A 19,105-nucleotide genomic window follows, 5' to 3' on the forward strand; every position below is an offset into this window, starting at 1 on the left:
CGATGAACTCATCGCGGGTCAGCGCGGTGGCGCCGGCGACGACGTTGAGCTGGAACGACTGCGACAGCGACTCGATCTTGGTGAGGATGTCTTCCGGTTCCTTGGACAGGAAGCGGCGGGTGAGACCTTCGGAGATGCTGTCCAGCGCGCTCACGCCGGCGTCGAGCTTGCCTGCGGCCTTCCAGTCCGGATGCACGGCGTAGAGCGCGTCGCGCAATGCGCCGAAATCGCGGTTGATCCATGCGGTCAGGCCCGGATAGGTCTGCAGTCGGAAGCTCATGCCGACGAAGCCGCGCGCGGCCACGTCGAAGGCGTAACCCGGGGTCAGGTTGAAACCGTTGGTGTTGACCGCGCCGTCCAGCGACGCCCACGGAATGTCGTTGCGCGGCGCGGTGCCGTTGGCCTGCAGGTTCAGCGGCCGGCCGCCGACGTTGGAGCCGAACAGAGCGAACGGCAGGTTGAGGCCTTCGATGAGGTACTCGTTGTAGCCCATCTCGACCGCGCCGATGTCGAAGCGTACGTACGGCGTGTCGACGTTGGTCAGGCTCTGCAGCGACACCGAGTAGGTGGCGCCGGCGCCCGGATCGAGCGTGCGCGGCCCGCCGATGCCGATGGTGACGTCGGCCTCGATGCCGCGTTCGACCAGGTAACGGGCGACCTCGATCACCCGTTGGCCGTTGGGATTGGTCACCACCACGTCGTACAGACCGTAGGGGAAGTTGCGGGTGTCGAAGATCGCGCGGATATGGGTGGCGTCGAGCACCTGCCAGCGTTCGGGCTCGGCCTCGAACACGCCCGGCCGCGACAACCGGACCAGTGCGCCCGGCTGGAAGCTGGAACCGTAGATGTCCAGGGTGACCCAGCGATGCTGTTCGTCGCCGACGCCGCCGGCATCGGGCGTGATCTTGGTGATCGACAGCGGCAGCACGTCCACGCGCAGCGTCGCAGCCGACGAGCCGGCGCGCGGACGCACCAGGATGTAGTAATCGCCGGCCTGGGTGCTCGGGATCAGCACGCGCTGATCGGCCGACGCCGCTTCGGTATAGGCCGCGTCGTAGGCGTAGCCGGTGGGGATGTCGCCGAAGCGCACGAACACTTCGTTATCGCCGGCGGCGGCGAGCGCGTCGAGCATCACCCGCAGGGTTTGCCCCGCGGCCACGCTGACTTTGTAGAGCTGGTCGCGGTTCTGGTTCAAGGAAATCTGGACCGGGCTGCCCACGTCGATGCGGGCGACCTCGGTGCGGATGGTCGCCGACGAGGCCGAGAGGTTGTTGGCCTCGCCCGGGGCCATCACCAGGCCGTTGGGGCCGTAGCTGATGCCGCCTTCGTGGACTTCGTTGTACAGATCCGGGCGCACCACGATCCGCCATTGGCCGTCCTTCAACGGCGGCAGATTGGCGATCAGGGTGCCGTCGTAGCGGCCTCCGGCGATCAGGCCGCCGGTGTGGTCGACCTTGCCGAGCAGGATGTCGCCGATGTCCCAGGTGTTGTCCAGCGACAGATACACCGCATCGGTCCAGCGGCCGAATGCGGGATTGGTCGAGTCGTTGATCACCGTGTAGGTGACCGTGACCGGCTCGCCGACCTTGGCCGTCGGCGGCACGCCGACGTCAAGGATCTTCAGATCGGCCGGCGGCGGGGTCTTGACGATGATCGGCTGCGCCGCGGCGAGCGCGTTGTTCTGATCCAGGCCGAACTCCAGCACCTGACCGTAAGGACCGGTGCCGAACGCGCGCGCCGGATCGGCGATGACGAATACGTAGTAGGTGCCGTCGACCAGATCGCGCGGCGCGGTCGCGGTGAAGCGGCCGTCGTAGCCGCCGCCCGCGGCCAGGCCGCCGCCGTGGCCGACATAGCCCAGGTAGCGGTCCTGATTGATGTCGAGGAAACGGTCGCGCGAAAGATAGATCAGGTCGTTCCAGTTGCCCTGATCGCTCGGCGTGGCGCCGCCCGCGTTGCGCACGCGATAGTCGACCACGAAGGTCTGGCCGGCGACCACGTCGGCCGGCGCGGTCACCACTTCGACCTGCAGATCCGGCGGCGTGGCTAGGGTGATCGGAAGCGCGATCGTGGCGATGTTGTTGCCTTCGTTCTGGAACTCGGGGATCGAATTGATGCCCGAGTCGATCAGCACGTCGAGGCCTTCGCGGATGGTGCTGATCTTTTCGTACGGGAACAGATCCTTGATGACGCCGGTATCGGTCTTGACGATGATGTGGAAGTCGCCGCTGATCGACTGCGGCAGATGGAACGTCGCCGACTGCGTGTACGACTCGCCCGGCAGCAGGAAGCGCGGCTTGCCGTCGGCGTCCTTGAGCGAGATCAGCTGCACGCGGCCGGGGTTCTTCTTCGGATCGCCTTCGATCAGCGGGTAATCCAGCGGATCCAGCGAGGCGTCGCGCGAGAGGTAGACGCCGTCGTACCACGAGCTCAGGCGGGTGGCGCGGTTGCCGTTGTTGGTCGTGGTCCAGGTGACGGTGACGACCTGGCCGGAGTACGGATTCGGATTGGATACCAGGATCGGGCCGATCTGCAGATCCGGCTCGCGATAGGTTATGTCGAGCGTGCCCGCGCCGACGTTGTTGTCGTTGCGCGCGTTCTCGTACACCGACTTGGCGTAGAGGTTCAGCGAGGTCTCGTTCTTGCCGCCGTTGCGGGCTTCTTCCTGAGCGCCGCCGCGTCCGTTGCTCGGCGGCCCGGGTTGTTCCAGCGTGCCGCTGAACGCGCTGTCGGTGAGCACGTGGATGTAGTAACGCCCATGCGTTCCGGGCGGCAGTTGTACGTTGGCGGTCGTGGTGTAACTCGCGCCCGCGGCCAGGCCCTGGGTATTGAAGTGGGTGAACGCGCCGAGCGCGGTCGCGCGCTCCAGAATGAAGGTCGGATCGGTGCTGATGTAGACCAGATCGACCCAGCCTCGGGTCGCGGGCCACACCGTTTCGCCGTGATTGGTCACCGTCCAGGTGATCGGAGTCGGTTCGCCGGAGAAGTTCTGCGGCTGGGTCTGCACCGTGGTCACCCGCAGGTCGGCCGGGTGCAGCACCACATCGGCGGCTTGCGCCAGCACGTTGTTGTTCTCGTTGACTTCGCGCACCAGCTTGAGCGCATCGGACTTGACGATCACGTAGCGGCCGTTGATCGACGGCGCCAGTTGCACGCTCTGGGTGACGACGTACTTCTCGCCGGCGTTGAGCGTGCGGTTCTGTCGATAGGTGACGATTTCCCAGATCTGCTTGGCCTGGGCCAGATCGGGGTGGTCGGCGACGTAGATCGTGTCCTCCCATTCGCCGGTGAACAGGTCGCCCTGGTTCTGCACTTCATAGGTGAAGTTCAACAGCGTGCCGGCATCGGTGCTCGGCGGAACCACGACGCGGGTCACCGCCAGATCGGGCGGCGTGATGCCCAGCACGCTGATCTTGCGCGCCTTGTAGTTGTTGTTGTCGATCTGGTTGGAGTCATCGGGGTTGGTGTAGAAGGCGGACGTGTTCTCCAGGATCACGTTGTACGCGTCGCTCCACACGGTGATGAAGTATTCGCCGCTGAGCGTGCCTTCCGGGATGGTGACCTGCAGCTGGCCCAGGTAGTCCTGGTTGATCGCCAGGTTGCCGTTGTGGACCACGCTGCCGAGCAGCATGTCGCCGCGGTTGGCGCCGGGGCGTTTCGGATCCTTGGCCAGCCACACGGTGTCGGTCCAGCTGCTGACGTCGGCGCTGGCGCCGCGGGTCGGGCCGCTGCCGCGGTTGGTGACGGTGTAACGCACCTCGATGCTGGCGCCGTGCACGGCCTGATCGGGCGCGATCACCCCGCTGGTGACCAGGTCGGCGAACGGCACCGCCTCGGCGTAGAAGTACTCCGCGTGCTGGTTGTTGTTCTCGTCGGGGTATTCGTCGATGGCGTAATCGCCGTCGGCCACCACGATCAGGTAACCGTCGCCGCTGAACTGCAGCGGGATGTCGATGGCCGCGGTGATGTTGGAGTAGCTCCTGGTCGGCTCCAACGCGCTGCCGTTGTCGTAGATGCCCACCAGCGTGTCGTCGCCGCTGAGGGTGCCGTCGTGCGAGAGATAGATCTTGTCGCGCCAGCGGCCGTTGGCCGGCATCGAACCCATGTTGGTCACGGTGTACTGCACCGCGATGCGAGTGCCCGCGGAGATGCGGCCCTCGGGCAGGCGGATGTTGCTGACTTGCAGGTCCGGACGCGGCTGCAGCCGGATGTTGGTGACGCTGTCGTGGATCTGCACGTTGTTGCTGCGTGCCGAACCGTGTTCGTAGACCTGCGCGCCGCTGGCGCCCAGATTGGCGTTGGTGATCACACGGATCCGGTACTGGCCCTCGATCTTCGACGGCATCCGCAGCTGTTCGCGGCGGGTGTATTCGCTCTGGGTCTGTTCGCCGGGCGCGCCGGAGATTTCAGGAATCAGCTTGCGGTCGAAGGTGAACGTGCCCAGGGTGATGACCGCGCCGAGCGGATCGGTCGGGACCAGTTGCACGATGTCGACCCACGGGCCGAGCGCATCGGCGTTGCCGCGGTTGGCCACGGTCCAGCTGATGTCGACCAGTGCGCCTTCGACCGCTTCGGCCGGCGCGCTGATGCTGTGGACCTGCAGGTCCGGCGTCGGCGCGAGCGTGACCGGGATGACCGCGCTATGGCCGGTGTTGTTGTTGGTGTAGAGGAACTCGTAAGGCCCGTGAGTGCGGACGTGGATGTAGTAATTGCCCTGGATACCGTTGGGCAGCAGCGCGGTGATGGCGCGCTCATAGTTGGCGCCGACACCGAGCTGGCCGATATGGGTGGCGGTGCCCAGGCGCACGACGACATCGCTGCCGTCCGCGCGGGTGCTCAGCCAGACCTCGTCGGTCCACTGGCTGTCGTCGGTGATGCCGATGCCGCGGTTGGTGATGCTCCAGTTGATCGTGAGCGGACGTCCGCTGACCGGGTCGCCTTCGATGAAGACGCGATCGACTTGCAGATCGGCGTAACGGATCGGCATCACGTCGATGTCGTGGTCGACCTGCGCGCGATCGTTGGCCGTGGCGCCGTTCTGGAACACCTGCTGGCCGTAGTCGGCGATCACGAACAGCTTGTAGCGGCCGCTGGTGCCCGGCGGCAGCAGAACGCTCAGTCGGCCTTCGTAGCTCTTGTTCAGCAGCAACTCGCCGTCGTGACGGACATCGCCGAGCACGCGGTCGTCGCTGTTGCCCAGGATGTCGTCGGTCGACAGGATCACCCGGTCGGTCCACTGGCTGCTGCGGCCCGCGCCGGTGCCGCGGTTGGTGACCGTCCAGACCACGTCCAGCGTGGCCGGATCGGCGATCAGCTGCGACGGCGCCTGCACCACGTCGACCGCGAGGTCGGCGTACTGCGCCAGTTCGATCGCGAGCGCATCGCGGCCGGTGTTGTCGTTGCGGTCGTGATCGTCGAGCCGGCGCGCGGCGTCGGCGATCACCACGATTTCGTATTCGCCGGAGGCGGCCAGCGGCAGCATGAACGAGGCGCTGCTTTGATAGCTCTGGTTGCTCGCCAGCGCGCCTTCGCGCGCGACCTCCGCGACCAGGGTCAGGACGCCGTTCTTGGACAGATAGACCCGATCCACCCAGCCGCCCTCGGCCAGATTGCCTCGATTGGAGACGGTCCAACGCACTTGCACTTCGTTGCCCGACACCGCCGTCGCCGGCCCTTCGACCAAGCCGACCTGCAAGTCGGCGCGGCGCACGCCGACGCTGCCGCCGAGATGGCTGTTGTCGTCCTCGGCGCCGCGTTCGTACACGGTGTCGTCGGCGTCGGTGACCACCACCCAGGTGTAATCGCCTTCCGGCAGATTGGATGCGATGGTGTATCCGATGGTGCGCGTCTGGCCGCCGCCGGCGACAATGCCGTCGCTGTGGAATCGGCTGCCTATTTCGATGCGATGGCCGCTGGCGTCCTGCAGGAACAGGCGGTCGCGCCAGGTGCCGGTGGCATCGGCGTTGCCGGTGTTGCGGGCCAGATACGTCACGCTGCCGCTGTCGCCGGGGCGCAACGCGGCCGGCGCCGACAGATCGCTCACGGTCAGATTGGCGACCGGCGCCAGTTCCACGCGAAGGGTCGACGCGCTGACGCCGAGGTTGTTGCCGGTGAGATTGCGTTCGTAAACGGCGTTATTGCTGTTGGTGGTGACCAGGATGTAGTACTCGCCGACCAGATCGCGCGGCAAGGTGATGGTGGCCACGCCGGTGTAGCTCTGGCCGACGCCGAGCACGCCGGCATGGGTCACTGAACCGGCCAGGACGATATCGTCGGGCGAGGGCACGCCGGTGCGCGAGAGCACCACGCGGTCGTTCCACAGGCTCAGATCGGTCGGCGCATTGCCGGTGTTGGTGACCTGCCAGGTCACCCGCACGTTTTCGCCGGAACGCGCCGACGGCGGCACGCTGACCGAGACCACGCCCAGATCGGCGTAGGCCGCGGCCACATCGACCGGACGGCCTGCGCTGACCGTATGCGGACGCGTATCGGGCTGGGCGATTTCCTGTTCGGCGTCGGTGCGCACGGCGATGTAATAGCGCCGGTCCGCCAGCGCCGGCAGGTCGACGGTCAGCGACTGGGTGTAGCGTCCGTTGACGGCGAGCGCGCCGTTGTGGCGGATGCGGCCGAGCACGATGTCGTCGGCGTTGCCGATCACCGAGTCGGTGCTGAGGATGACTTCGTCGGTCCAGGCCTCGCCGCTGCCGGTCTGGCCGTGGTTGGTGACCGTCCAGCTCACCGTGATCGGCGAGCGGCCGATCGCTGTGGGCGGAACGCTGACGTCGCTGACGGTCAGATCGGCATAGGGCGTGATCGCCGATACCGTGGCGATGTTGGCGCTGTTGTTGCTCTCGCCGGTGCCGTCCAGGTTGGTTTCGAACAACACGCCCAGGCCGGCGCGGTTCTGATCGGCGACGACGGTGATGCGCAGATTGCCGGTGGCCTTCAGGCCGTCGGGCAGGCGGAAGGTCAGTTCGCGCTGGCGGCTCTGTCCGGCTTCGATCGGACCCAGGGCGATGAAGTCGTAGTCGATCACGGTATCGACCAGGACCAGGCCGTTGTCGGCGCGGGTCACGATGATGCGATCGTTGAAACCGGCCGCGGTGGGGCTGCGGCCCAGGTTCCAGTCTTCCCAGGCGATCGTCACCAGACCGCCGGCGCGCACGTCCGGACTCAGCACTTGCACGTTGCGCACGCTCAGGTCCGGCCCGGAGACCAGGCGCAGACTGGTTTCGTTGTTGCTTTCGCCGCTGCCCGCGGCATTGGCCTCGGCGATTTCGCCGAGCGAGTCGGCGAGCACGCGGATCGAGAACTCGCCGGCCGCGTCCAGTCCGGCCGGCCAGACGAAGCCGGCCGTGCGCGAACGGCTGGCGCCGGCGGCGAATGCGCCGGCATCGGCCGGGTCGCGCAGTACGATCGTCGCGACCACCTTGCCGGTCGACAGATTGCGCACCTCCAAGGTCTCGCTCCACGGCGCCGACACCGGCACCGAACCGGCGTTGCGGGTGGTCCAGGTCACTTGCACCTGCTGGCCGGGACGGAAATCGCCGGACGGCTGCAGCAGCAGATCCTGCACGGTCAGATCGGCGTACGCGGCCAGGTCGACGTGCGCGTCGATCGCTCCGGCGTTGTTGCTTTCGCCGGTGCCGCTGCCGTTGCTTTCTCGCAATAGGTCGTCGGCATCGGCCAGCACGGTGAAGCTGAGCTCGCCCGCCGCCGACACGCCGTCGGGCAGGCGGAAGCTGGCCGAACGCTCGCGCGCCTGACCCACCTCGATGGCCGGTTCGCCCGCGCCGTAAGGAACGCGGATGTCGGCGACGATTTCGCCGGTGGCTTTATTGCGCACGATGATGCGGTCGTTCCAACCGCCTTCGGTGGCGCGAGTGCCGCGGTTCTCGACGATCCAGCGCAGTTGCACCGTTTGTCCGGTGGTCAGGCCGCTGGCGGGAGTGAGGTTGAGGCTGTTGACCACCAGGTCCGGGGCCGGCGTGCGGGTCAGCGCATCGAGAACCACCGGCGGGGTCTGCACCACCTTGACCAGCTTGAAGGCGACATCCAGCGGCGTCGCCGAAGCATTGTCGCGGCCTTCCAGCACCAGGGTGTAGCTGCCCAGTTCGCTCAGCACGCCCAGGTCGAGGCCATTGCCGTCGAAGCGGTAAGCCGAACCGCTTGCGGTCTGGCTGCCCATGCTGGTGCGCGAGAAGATGACGCGGCCGCGAGGGTCGAGCACCGACCAGTACGGAATCGAATTCGGCGACCAGGGGCCGGCGACGCTGCTGAGAATCGCGTCGACGAAATAACGGCCGGCGCTGGCAACCTCGAAGCTGTACAGCTTGGCGCTGTTGCCGGGAGTCAGCGCCAGGTGTTCGACAGTGTCGACCGCCAACACGGCGGCGTCGGCGCGATCGAGCACGCGGAAGCTGAAAGGACGTTGGCCGTTGCCCGACGTGTAGCGCCCGGTGGCGATGGTCAACACGTAGTCGCCAGCGCGCAGCGGGCCGGAATAGCCGTTGGACGATGTGATCGAGTTGTCGAACACGTAGCCGTCGGGCCCCTCCAGACGCCAATAGACCTGGTCGTCGAAGCTCAGGCTGTCGAAGGAGAGCAGCGCGTCGCGGTCCAGATGCAAGGAGTAATGCACCGGCACCCCGGCCGGCGGGACGTTGCCGGACACTACGGTGTTGAGCGGCAGCGCGGTGGTGAAGCTGTCCACCGCGAAGCGATAAGCGATGTCGTTGCGTACTTCGCCATCGCCGGTCAACAGCAGCAGATAGCGGCCCGGGTCCAGCGCCAGCGCCGGACCGTCGTTGCTGCTGCGGCCGTTGGCCACTTCGCGGCCATCCATCGACAGCAGGCGCCAGCGCAGGTAGTAGTGGTTGTCCGCGTAGGTCGAGTCGAACACGAACTTGCCGCCCGCGGCGACATCGACACGGTAAGCCTGCACGCCACGCGCGGCGGAGTATGTTCCGCTGGTGGCCTGGCCTGTCGTGAGTTCGGCCGGTTCGATCGAGGTCAGCAGCAGATCGAGCGACTGGCTGTATTCGCTGGTCAGGCGCACGACGTAGCGGCCATCGCGCGGCAGCACCAGCGCAGAGCGCGCTTTGTCCGAGTTTTCGATGTCGTCGGCGTACACGCGCACGCCGTTGTCGTCGTAGACCTCGACCTTCATTCTCAGCGACTGGTTCAACGCGGCCAGCCAGTACATCGAACCGGCGGTGGCTTCGAAGCGGAAACTGGAGGTGCGGTTGTCGATCAGGTCGATGCGGTTGCTCTGATTCGGCGACAGCAACGGCAGATCGGCGTTCGAACTCGACAGGCCCAGCTCGAACGAGAATTCGCTCGGCTGCTCTTGGGCGTACCCGGAAGTGTCGCGGATGAGGTAGTAGCGGCCGGTGCGCGCCAGGGTCTCGGCGAGCGGCGTATTGGCATCGGCGACATGGCCGCCGAATTCGTCTACCAGCAGCCAATGCCCGCCGTTGCGATCGCTGAGCGTAAGGCGCAGACCCTGATCGGCGTCGATGCGATAGAGGTTGGCCAGGCCGGGGATGTTGGCGCCGTTATGGCTGCCCGATTGCAATGCGATCGCCGCGCCCAGATCGAGCAGGCGCAACGCCGGCGAGTAACCGCCGTTGCTGTCGAACTGGTACTGACCGGCGGCCAACTCGACGATGCTGTAGCGATTCTGGCCGGGATTGCCGCTGGAGCCGCTCGCGATCACTTGTCCGTCGCGCAGGACGCTCCAGTTGCCGCCTTGATTGTCGCTGTCGATCAGGATGCGGGTCGCGACGGCCAGGGTGAAGCCCAACCGGCCATTGCCCAGCGTTTGTACCGGGATGCCCAGGTCCAGCACTTGCCGCGACAACATGAAGCGCAGCGCGAGCGGATCGGTGGAGCCCTGATCGTCGGCATCGACGGTCACCACCAGCAGGTGGCGGCCGATGTCCTGGGTCTGCAGGAACTGGGCGGACGAGAAGTCGCCCTGTCGCAGTACCTGCCCGTTCGGTGAGAGCAAAGTCCAGCGGGCGCGGTGCCCATCGACCATGTCGGGCAGCAGGCGCAAGGCGCTGGAACGAATGCCTTCGAACGAGAGCACGCGCGTGTGGCCCGGAGCGACCGATAGCTCCACGTTGCGCCCGTCGGCGATCGGTTGGGCCTGCGCCGCATCGAGCAGGTCCAGGCGCAGGCTGCTTGCGCCCTCGTAGTTTTCGATCAGCAGTTCATAGGAACCGGCATCGAGTTCGACGGCTTCGATGCTGGCGCCCTCGCCCCATCCACCGTTGCGGACCGGCTGTCCGTTACGCAGCAAGGTCCAATTGGCATAGCTGCCGCTGAAGCGGGCATCGAACAACACCGTCGTCGCCCGTTCCAGGTTCAGGCTGTAGAGCGCGCGTTCGCTGTCGGCCAGCGAAACTTGCAAGCTCTGGCCGATCTGCAGCGGCAGCGGTTCGCTGACCACGGTCGATACGGCGAAGCTCAGCTCCTGAGCCTGCTCGAACTGGCTCTGCCAGAGCAGGTAGCCCACGCCGCTCGCGCCCAGGCTCGGCAGGTTGGTGTAGCGGTTTCCGTAACCGGAGGCGATTTCATCGCCGCGGTCGTCGAACAGCGTCCAGCGGGCTTCGAGCGCCGCGCCCTGCGCCGGTTGCAGCGACAGGCGCTGGCCGGGTGCGCTCTGGATCCGTTGCAGCTTCGAATCGAAGGGTGCCAGAGTCAGCGATTGCACCGCATCCAGCGGCAGCGGCGAAGCTTGATCGCTGCGGTACGCAAACAGGGCGTAGGTCGTCTCGCCTTCGCCCTCGCCGGGTTCTTCGGCGAAGGCGGCGATCGACTCGCCGCCGCCGCCGCCGCCCGAACTGCGCGAGCGCAGTTCGACCTGGTATTGGCCGGCGCGCAGGAATCGCCAGCCGCGATTGAGTTCTGCGTCGACGCCGTCGCCGTACAGACGGGCGTTGAAGTCGTCGCCGGAGTAGTCGAGCGAGAAATACACCAGCTGATCGTGCTCGATCGTGAAGCTGCGCACGTGCATGCCGCCGTCCACGCCGAAGCTGCCTTGGTTGGTTTGTTCCAACACCAGCGGCTGCTGCCGGTCGAAGAACACCGTCGCGCCGTTGTAGTTGTCCAGGATCGCCACGTACCAGGTGCCGGCGATCGCGGACTCGAGCTGAACGCTGTTGTTGCCCTGGAAACGGCCGAATCGGCTGCCGTCGGGGCGGTAGATCGCATACGTAGCGCTGCCGCTGCCGGCGAAAACATAGTCCTGTCCCGCGCTCAGATCCAGCGCGTACAGACCCCGCGCGGAGGGCAACAGACCCGAGCCGATCGCGACCGGGGCCGCATGTTGCTCGGTGCCGACGCGCAGGTCCAGATCGCTCGGGTTGCCGTAGTCGCTGGCGACGACGAGCAGTTCGTAGTCGCCGGCGGCCAGGGACAGAACTTCCAGCGCGGTGTCGTAGTAGAACCGGCCGTTGTCGATCACCCCGGCGGTGTTGCGCAGTTGCCAGCTGAAGTTGTCGCCGTTGGAGATGCCGTGCAAGGACAGCAGCGAGGCTGCATCCAGGCGGAAGGTATAGCTGCGGCGCTCACCCGAGGCGAAGGTCTGCTGAACCGGGCTGCCCAGGTTCAGCGATGCGGTCACGACCGCGGTGGGCTCGGTGTGCGAGACCAGGCTGGAACTCAACCGCAGCGAGCCGGGTTGGTCGGTACCGATCAGGACCAGCACGTAGTTGCCGTCGCGATCGATCCGGAAGCTGGTCTCGCCGGTGCTGGAGTTCGTGCCGTATATCTGGTTGTTTTCGGGATCGTACAAGAACCACTGAGCGTTGCCGGAGATCGCTTGTCCGACGATGCGCAGCGTGTCGCCGCTGCGCGCTTGCACGCGCAGCGCCTGGACGTCGCCGCGCGAGGCCAGCGACACCACCGAGGCGCCGTCCAATGCGAGCAGCGGCGCGGTCTCGGCATTGACCAGACGGAAAGCGGTCTCGATCGCGTCCGGTCCGCCGTCCGAATCGGATACGTAGCCGTACACGCGAATCGTGTAGTTACCCGGCCTGGCCGCAAACGGGTACTGGCTGGGATAGCGGAACGAGCCCGAGCTGACCGACTGGCCGTTCTCGTCGTATATCTCGTAGCTCAGATTCGAAAGCGCTTGGACCGAGCTGACCAGCAGTCGTGCGTTGACCGCGACGGCGAAGGAGAATTCCTGCTGATAGCCGTTGGCCGGGATCAGTCGGAGCGATTGATCGGTGCCGAAGCTCAGCGCGGTGCGCGGCTGTTGGGTGGCGCCGATCTGGTAGGACAGCTCGGAGGCGAGGCCGCCGGTGCGCTTGACCAGCAGGCGATAGCGGCCGGCGTCGAGTCGCTGGCCGCCGATCGCATCGCCGGATCGGATTTCGTCGCCGCGCGAGTTGAACAAGGTCCACGACACGCCGCCCTCGACGGTCGCGGCCGCGCCGAAACTGTAGACGGACGCTTGCGCGACGTCGAACTCATACATGGCGTAGCCGGTTCCGGCCGCGAGCGATTGCGCGGTCGGGGAGGCCGGGGCGGGCGAGGCGGTCGCGGAGAGCGGCAACACCAGTTCGACGGCGAAGTCGGCGCCGGCTACGGCGAAGCTGTCGGCTTGGCCGAACACGCGCAGGTCGTAGTCGCCCGCTGGGACGCGGCTGGTCCAGTTGCTGGACATGATGTACTGGCCGTCGCGCCAAAGTTCGACGCGGCCGGCGGCGTAGTTCAGCAGCTTCACCGTGCTTTCGCTGTCCAAACGGACCCGATACGTGATGCTGTTGGAGTGGGAGTCCAATTGGCCGGTCAAGGGCTGGCCGGGGGTGTACATGGGCGGAACGTTGACGTCCGCCTTGGCCAGGACCTGGACCGATTGTCCGGTCTCGGCGCGGCCGCGCAGGATCAGGCGATACGTGCCCCAGCGGCTCAGCGTGCCGGTGTCGAACACGCCCGGACCGACGCCGCTGGCGACGTTGTTGCCTTGGTCGTCGATCAGCGTCCAACCGGGCGCTGCGTCGGCGAGATCGGCGCCGATCTCGATGTGCAAGCCTTCGCCGCGCTCGACTTCGACACGGTAAACCACCGCTTCGCGGCCGGGCAGCTGCAACGACGCTCCGGCCGTGAGCAGCGCCGGAGCGTGCTCCAGATCGAGCAACTGCACGGCGAAGTCCAGGCTGCCTTCGCCGCCGAGCAGATACAGCTCGTATTCGCCGGCGTTCAGTCGGCGGGTATAGGGCTCGTAGTTTTCCCAATCGCCGGAGGTACCGTCGGCGGCGCGCAACGGCGTCCACGAGGTTTCGCTGCCGGCCAGCGGCGCCAGCTTCCAGTACCCGGAGATGGTGCTGAGGTTGTGCAATTGCACGGTGGTGGCCGACGACAGGCTCAGCCGGTACACGGCAACACGGCCGGCCGCGGGAATGCTGCCGCTGACCGCGGTGCCAAAGCTCACGGCCGCCGGAGCGAGCTGACTGACCGTGAGCGAGTACGCCGCAACGCTGGCGGCGGGGTTGAGGCGCTGGAGCACCAGCGAGTATCGGCCGGCATCGAGTCCGTCGAGTGCATCGGTTGCGGTGTCGTCGCTGGAGCCGACGCGCAGGCCATTGCCGTCGTACAGGGTCCAGCTCAGGTCGGTGCCGCTCATGGCGATCCGCAGATCGCGCGGATGGCTAAGGTCGTATTGGTAGACCATCGCATCGGTGCCGGCGGCGAATTCGCCATCGACCGGGATCGCGCCCAGCGCGGGCGCGTTGGCCGTGTCCAGCAAGCGCAACCGGTAATGGGCGGCATCGCTCAGCGCTTCCACCAGCAGTTGGTAATCGCCGGTCTGCAGCGTGCGCTGCTGGTACCAGGACGGATCCTCATCCGACCAGGGCGCGGCCGACGAGCCGTCCGCGCCGACGATCTTCCAGCGGATGCCGCTGGAAGCCGTATCGCGGATCAGCGTGGCGATCGGCAGCGGCTGTCCGTGTGCGACGACGATTTTGTAGCTGACGATCTCGCCGGCCAGCGCGAGCGTGCCTTCCAGCGTGTCGCCGGGGCGGTACTGCACTTCGGGCCCGGAGGCCTGCTGGGTTACCGTCACGCGAGCGGTGCCGGCATCGTCGCCGTCGATGACCAGGATGAGCTCGCTTCCCGCGCGCAGACGCTGAGCGACGCTCAGCGACGACAGCGGCCCGCGACCGGAGTACAGCAGGGCGCCCGATGCGGTGAACACGCGCAGGCGCGCATTGCCTTCCAGGTTGACCCGCAGCTCGGCGCGATCGTCGGTGTTGACGATGCGGTAGGCGACCGCCGTGCCGGCGTTCAACGCGATCTCGGTCGCAGTGGCCAAGGGCAGCGTCTGCAGTTGCTCGATGCTGCCGACCTTGAAGCGATAGGCGCCCAAAGCCGTGGAGGCGTCGGCGGAGATTTCCAGGGTATAGACGCCCGCCTGCAACGCCAGCACGCCGGGTTCGGCGGCGTTGCCGTTGCCGATCGCGACGCCGTCGGGGCCGCGCAACAGCCATTTCTGGCCCTGCGTCAGGCCGTCGATCAGGATGCGAGTGGGGCGTTCGAGCGCGATCCGCCATTGGTCGGCGACGCCGACTACGCTCAGCGTGGCGCTGGCTTCGCCTTCCAATGCCAGCGCGCCGCGATGCGGCGTGGCCTGGACGACGGTGAGATCGAGCGAGATGTCGGCGGTGTTGTCCAACGCGCCATCGATCACCAGCCAATAACGGCCTTCGCGCGGCAGGACGATGGCGGACGTCGCGCCGGCTTCAAGCTTGAAGGTCGCGCCGATCTGCGCGCCGTTGGCATCGATCAGCCAGGCGTTGACGGTGCCGGTGCCGATCTGGCCCACGGTCCATCGCAGATGGTCGCCGGCCGCCGCGTCGATGCGGTAAACCGAGGACGCGGTACCGTCGCGCAGCAGCAGATTCTGCGCAGCGCCGTTGACGATCGCCGGTTGGGCTTGCAGATCCAGCAGATTGAAGGCGAACTTGCCCTGGGCCTGGCCGAGCGGGGTGATCTGCAGGCGATAGTGGCCGCGCGCGGTCAGTTGCAGTGCGGCGCGGCTGGATTCGTCGAAGTTACCTTCGCGGATGATTTCGCCGTTGGGGCCGAGCAGTTTCCAGGCGATGTCGCCGCGGCGGCTCAGATAATCGAACAGCACCGTTTTCGGCGCGTCCAGATCGAAGCCGTACTCGTAGCGCTGCGAGATCGCATCGATGTTGCGCTCGACCGCGGCGTCCAGCGGCAGCGACTGGACGATGAAATCCGCGCGCGAGAGGGCGAAACGGAACGGCATGGCTTCGGAGGTGTTCCAGGCCTGCCATTGCAGCACGTAACGTCCGGCCGCCAGATTCAGCGATGCGTTGCTTTGCCCCTGCACCGGGCGGCCCCGGGAGTCGACCAGCACCCAGTTGCGCGGGTATTCGCCCGGCGGCACGGTGAGCATGTAGTTTCCGGCCTGCGCCACGTCGAATGCGAAGCTCGCCTGGCGCCTGTCGTCGCCCAGCGGGACTTCGATGTTGACCCCGAGCGACGAAGCGCTCATGGCCGACACATCGTCCATGCGCAAAGAGAACGATCCGGTCGCCATCGCCGCCGAATGCACGATCAGCACATAGGTGCCCGGCGGCAGAGCGAAGGCGCCGGCGACACCATTGAAGCTGCGCTGATCGGCTTCGTAGCCGCGCGGACCCTGCAGGCTCCAGTACAGATTCAGCGACGACTGCTGCGTGCTCAAAGCCACCAGCGTGGCGGCATTCAAGGTGAAGCTGTAGCGGATATGCTGGCCGGCCGCCGACAAGTTGCCGGTGGTCGGGGTGTTCAAGTCCAGCGCCGCGGTGGTCACCGACTGTCGTCCCAGCGTGAACGAGACCGGTACTGGAACGGTCGAGCTGGAATCGTCGTTGCCGGAGAACACCAGCAGATACTCGCCGCTCAGCGGCACCAGTATCTCGGCGGTGTCGTCGCGGGTCTGGCCGTCGGCGATGCGCTTGCCCGACGGATCGACCAACTGCCAGTAATCGCTGCGCTCGCCATTGCCGTTGAAATACAGGCGTTCGCCGGCCTGTGCGGTGAAACGGAACGCGCGGCTTTGATCGATCGATCGGGTGGTGACGACCGGCGCGCCGAGTTCGAGTTCGGTGGCCGCATCGCGGGTCAGGGTGCGGAAACGGAAATCGACGGGGACGTTCTGGGTATTGCGCAACATCAGGGTGTAGCTGCCGGCCTCCAGGTCCAGCAAGCGGTCGCCGTTGCTGATCAGCGACGACCATCCCTCCGTGCCGTTACTGCCGCGCAGCGACCATTGCACGTTGTATCGGGAGGCGCCGGCGACATACAGCGCATCCAGAACCAGCCGGGTGGCCTGGTTGAGCTCGAAGCGGTACTCGATCAGGTCCGCACGCCCGTTCAACGTGCCCGAAACGCCGTCGTTGAAATTCAACGGCCCACTGACCAGGCGCCTGGGCGCGATGGTGATGGTGTCGGACACCGCGCTGGAACTTTCGGAGTAGCCGCCGACGTCCAGCAGCGTGTACGTGCCGGAGCTATCGATCCGATAGCTGCGCAGATTGGTATCGGAGTCGTAGCCCTGGAGGATTTCGCGGCCATGCGGGTCGATCAGCTTCCAGTTTCCTCCGCTGAATGTGGCCATCATCGTGCTGCCGGCTTCGGCCTGGAAACTGCGCGCCACGGTCGAGTTGGCGGGCGCGCGAACCAGCGTGTTGGGTTGTCCGATTTGCAGCGGCGGTGCCGCCGACAGATCGAGCAACCGCAGCGCGTAGTCGCCGTTGCCGTTGAAGTTCCCGGCGCTCGAGGCGCCCTGCAGAATCAGCGCGTAATTGCCGGACGGCAGCGTCAGAACGCTTTCGGTGCTCAGCGACTCCTGATTCACCTCCACGCCGCGCGGACCGATCAATTTCCATACCACATTGCTGCGATTCAGGGTGTCCAGAACCAGCGTTCTTCCCGTGTCCAGACTGAAGCGGTAGACCTGGACGGCGTCCCAGGCCGCCAAGGCGCCGGAAAAAGTGGTGCCGAAGGCGAGCGCGTCGCCGGCGGGCAAGGGCGCGGGCGGATTGGCGGCGAGCTTTTCCAACACCGCGGTGAATTCGACCGGTGCGGTGTTGCCGATGTCGCCTTCGATCAGAAGGGTGTAGCTGCCGCCGATGATCAACTGGGCAGTGGTGTTGCCGGTGGACAGCGTGTTGCCTGCGCCGACGTCGCGCCCGTAGGCGTCGATCACGCGCCAACGAGCGCCGCCGCCGCTGATCGCGGTGGCGTGCATCTGCAGCTTGTCGCCGGCATCGGCGCTGAAACGGTACGCCACGCTGCCGTTGCCCGGAGTCACCGTCGCGCTGATCGGCGCGCCCAGGGTGAGCGGCGCGGCGGTCGACAGATCGATCAGGGCGAACGCGTAGTCGCCGACGCGGTACGCGTTGCTGCGCACCACCACGGTGTAATCGCCGGCGATCAGGTTTCTGACGTTGGAGCGATCGTTCCCGGTCTGGGTGGAGGAGAAATCGCGCGAATCGACTTCGACGCCGCGCGGACCGATCAGGGTCCACTGGAAACCCGGGCTTGCGCTGAGCGCGTCGAGCGCCAACTGGGTGTCGCGATCGAGGTGGAAATTGTGGCGCACGCTCTGGCCGGCCACAGCGATAGAGCCGTTGACGGCCGCGCCGACTGCGACCTCGCGGGCCACCGCGGACGCGTCATTGAAGGTGAACAGGTAGGGCACGCCGACGTTGACGGGATTGCCGTCGTTGCCGGCGATCACCACCCAGTAGTCGCCGCTGGATTCGGCGGTGAAGGAACCGCGCGACCCGAACGAACCCGAGCTCATGATGCGGCCGTTCTTGTCCAGCACGCGCCACTTGGCCTGGCTGCTCTGGCTGTCGAGAAACAGCTCCTGACCCGCGCTGACGGCGTAGCGGAACGCCTGCGCGCCGTTGGCCAGATTCAGCGTGCCCGATACCGGCGCACTGAGCGCTTGAACTGGAGCATCCTCCAGCGACAGCAGGCGGAAACCGTAGTTGCTGCCGCCGTTGCGGATCGACAAGGTGTAGTCGCCCGCGATCAGGCTCAGCGCCGGATTGCCATCGACGTTACTGCTGGAAAAAATGGCGACTTCGCCGATCGGACCGGTCAGTATCCATTGGAAATCGCCTCCGGCCAGGCGGTCGAACACTACCGGGGTGGTCTGAGCGAGATTGAAACGGTAGTGAGCAGTCTGTCCGAGTGCGATGGGCGGCGCGGAGACCGCTTGATTCAACCCAATATCGCGATACGAATCTTCGATCCGCGACAGGGTGAACCCATAGTCCAGCGGCGCGGTGTTGGTCTGATCGCCTTCCACGACCAGCAGGTATTGGCCGCTGACCTTCGCGGTGAACGAATCCAGGGGTGTTTTCGCGTTGAACCGGCTGCCTTCCTCACGGCCGTAGGGGTCGACCAGGAACCAGTTGACCGCGCCGGCGCCGATGCTGCCAGGCGCGAAGGAGAACTTCTGCCCGGCCTGCACGTCGAAGCGGTAGACGTTGCTCTGGTTGCCTTTTTCCAGGCGCCCGCTGACCGCGGTTCCGGCAGTGAGGTCGGCCGCGGCCTGCGCATCGATGACGCGCAGATCGAACGCGCCCACCGCATCGCCGGTGCCGTCCACGGTGAGGGTGTAATCGCCGGCGCCCAGATCGAACGCGCGCGGATCGCGGTTGAAGCTGCTGCCGCGGGTCTCGCCGTTGGGGCCGTCGAGCTTCCAGGAAATATCGCCGCGGTTGGTCAGGCTGTCGAAGACCACGCGCTTGGTCTCTTCGACGGTGAACTGATAGACCTTCTGCTGGCCCGGCTGGTCCAGATCGCCGCTGATGGTGATGGCGGCCGGATTGACATCGCCCGACAGCAGTACGCGAGGCTCGATCGCCTCGAAGCGGATCGCCGGCGCGCTGGCGCCTTGGCTGCTGGTGTCGTGGTCGTTCTCATTGCGGGCGTTGCGGTCGTTGTGACCTTCGTGTTCCGTGGTCTGATTCGTCTTATCCATGTCCGTTGCCTGCAATAGTGCTTGCGTGCGTTTGGGAGAGCCTTGGCCGCCGCGCGCAATACGGCCGGGCTCGAGTCTGTA

General features: G+C 66.3%; 1 protein-coding gene (only partly in view). It reads right to left on the bottom strand.

Features of this window, described 5'->3' with window-relative positions:
- Positions 1-19,024, bottom strand: the 5' portion of a protein-coding gene (locus ACTOWJ_RS05150) for an Ig-like domain-containing protein (RefSeq protein WP_441333530.1). 18,785 nt of this gene lie to the left of the window's left edge; the window shows 19,024 of its 37,809 coding nt (coding positions 1-19,024); the start codon lies at positions 19,022-19,024; its stop codon lies beyond the left edge, outside the window.
- Positions 19,025-19,105: the final 81 nt, after the last annotated feature.

Source organism: Lysobacter sp. CA199, assembly GCF_052078715.1.
Taxonomy (GTDB): domain Bacteria; phylum Pseudomonadota; class Gammaproteobacteria; order Xanthomonadales; family Xanthomonadaceae; genus Lysobacter.